Source organism: Streptomyces diastatochromogenes, assembly GCF_002242805.1.
Classification (GTDB): domain Bacteria; phylum Actinomycetota; class Actinomycetes; order Streptomycetales; family Streptomycetaceae; genus Streptomyces; species Streptomyces diastatochromogenes.
Genome location: NZ_MCGQ01000190.1, coordinates 1 through 1,623, shown reverse-complemented (window position 1 = coordinate 1,623; position 1,623 = coordinate 1). Strand labels below are relative to the sequence as shown.

The following is a 1,623-nucleotide window of genomic DNA, read 5'->3' as shown; positions in this document are numbered from 1 at the left end:
AGTCACCCCTCTCGCGGCGGTACGGAACAATGGGCGACCAAGTAGTCATCTTCCCGGGTGACGTGTACAACTGTTGAGAACAGTTCCGGGATGCGAGGGGCCCAGGTGGAGAGTTCGCGTCGGACGGTGAACGGGGCCGTGGAGCCCTGTCCGATCGCACCCGTCGTCGATGTCGTCTACAGCAAGTGGACTCCTCAGGTGCTGTGGTGCCTTCTGCGCCACGGCCGGCTCCGGTTCACCGCACTGCGGCGTCAACTTCCCCAGGTGTCCGCGAAAGTGCTGGCACAAAGGCTCCGCCAGCTGGAGCGCGACGGTTTCGTGACGCGCACCCACTACGAGGAAGTTCCGCCGCGCGTCGAGTACGAGGCCACGGAGCTGGCCGTGTCGCTGGGCCCCGTGCTCGCGGCTCTCGGGGAGTGGTCCAGGCGGCATGCCGCCGAGGTCGAGGCGGCTCGCGCCGGCTACACGGGACCGCTGGTGTCCTAGCCGACCGGTTAACACGGGGAGGGGGTCCGTGTAGATTGGTCGACCAATCCATACGAAATGTACTACTTCCAGGCCGCCAGGAGGGCCCATGAGTGCCATCCTCGTCCGCGGCGGTCACGTCGTCACGATGGACCCCGACCTCGGGGACCTGCCCGACGGGGATGTTCTCGTCCGTGACGGCCGTATCGTCGACGTCGCCCCGAACCTGCCGGCAGGCGGGGCACAGGTGGTGGAGGCGGCCGGCCGGGTCGTCGTTCCCGGACTCGTCGACGGCCACCGGCACGCCTGGCAGAGCCTGCGAGATCCGCAAGCTCGCGGGACAGCTCGTCGGCATCGACACCGCCGATCTCGCCCGGTGGTGCGCGGAGTCGCTCCATGACATCCGCAGGCGGTACGCGGCCCTGCCCGCCGAAGTGGTGGGGAGCGCGTGGCGCGGCATGTTCTGACGCCGGACCGATCACCGGCGTCCGGCGCCCACGACGACCGGCCGACGGCCTCGGTATCCCTTTGGTAACCGCTGTCCGCCGGGAACTAGCGTGCTGCCAGGACGCCGTCCGGCGCACCCCCCATCCCGGCTGACCAGCGGTTTCACCGGGCGGAAGGAGAACAACATGAGCACTGGCACGGCAAGCGACGCCACCTTGCCCGAGCGAGTCGGCTTCCGCCCGCTCACCACACCCGCCACTCCCCACATCCAGCTCGACCAGCACGCGCCACAGGCTCTCCAGGACGAGCTGTGGTCCCTGATGACCGGCCTGCGGGGCGTGACGAGCGGTCGTAGCGGCATCTCGCTCCCGCAGACGCGGGCCCTGCATCTCGACCCCGGACTCGCCGTGGGTCCGGACGAGGCGTTCATGGTCGGAACCGAGTTCGCCCATCTGCACGGCGACGGCAGCGGCAGTCTGCACGTGGCCCTGCCGGCCGAGCGCGCGGCAGAGGCGATCCGAACGGGATGGGCGGAGGCGCACCCGGTCGTGACCATGGGTCTCGGCCCCGAGACGTGGGTGATGCTGTACGGGCCGAAGGACGACGGGCAACTCGCCGTCGTCTGGCAGCTCGTCCAGGAAAGTCACGCCTTCGCCTGCGGACAGGCACCGCCATCCCGAGCGTGAAGCCGAACGGCTGCCCGGCCCGTCA

At 69.4% G+C, this 1,623-nt stretch carries 3 protein-coding genes; all 3 read left to right on the top strand.

The features are described from left to right. The first annotated feature begins 105 nt into the window (after nt 1-105). The 3 genes from BEK98_RS47570 (at nt 106) to BEK98_RS47560 (ending at nt 1,598) form a co-directional block, all read left to right on the top strand. Entirely contained in the window at nt 106-486 is a 381-nt protein-coding gene (locus BEK98_RS47570) for a winged helix-turn-helix transcriptional regulator (protein ID WP_244202327.1), read from the top strand. Between the two features lie 88 nt (nt 487-574). Then, nucleotides 575-865, top strand: a complete 291-nt coding sequence (locus BEK98_RS47565; RefSeq protein ID WP_143684307.1) for a hypothetical protein — start codon at nt 575-577, stop codon at nt 863-865. 232 nt (nt 866-1,097) lie between these two features. Further along, complete coding sequence (locus BEK98_RS47560; protein ID WP_094222989.1) at nt 1,098-1,598, top strand: luciferase domain-containing protein; 501 nt, start codon at nt 1,098-1,100, stop codon at nt 1,596-1,598. Nucleotides 1,599-1,623: the final 25 nt, after the last annotated feature.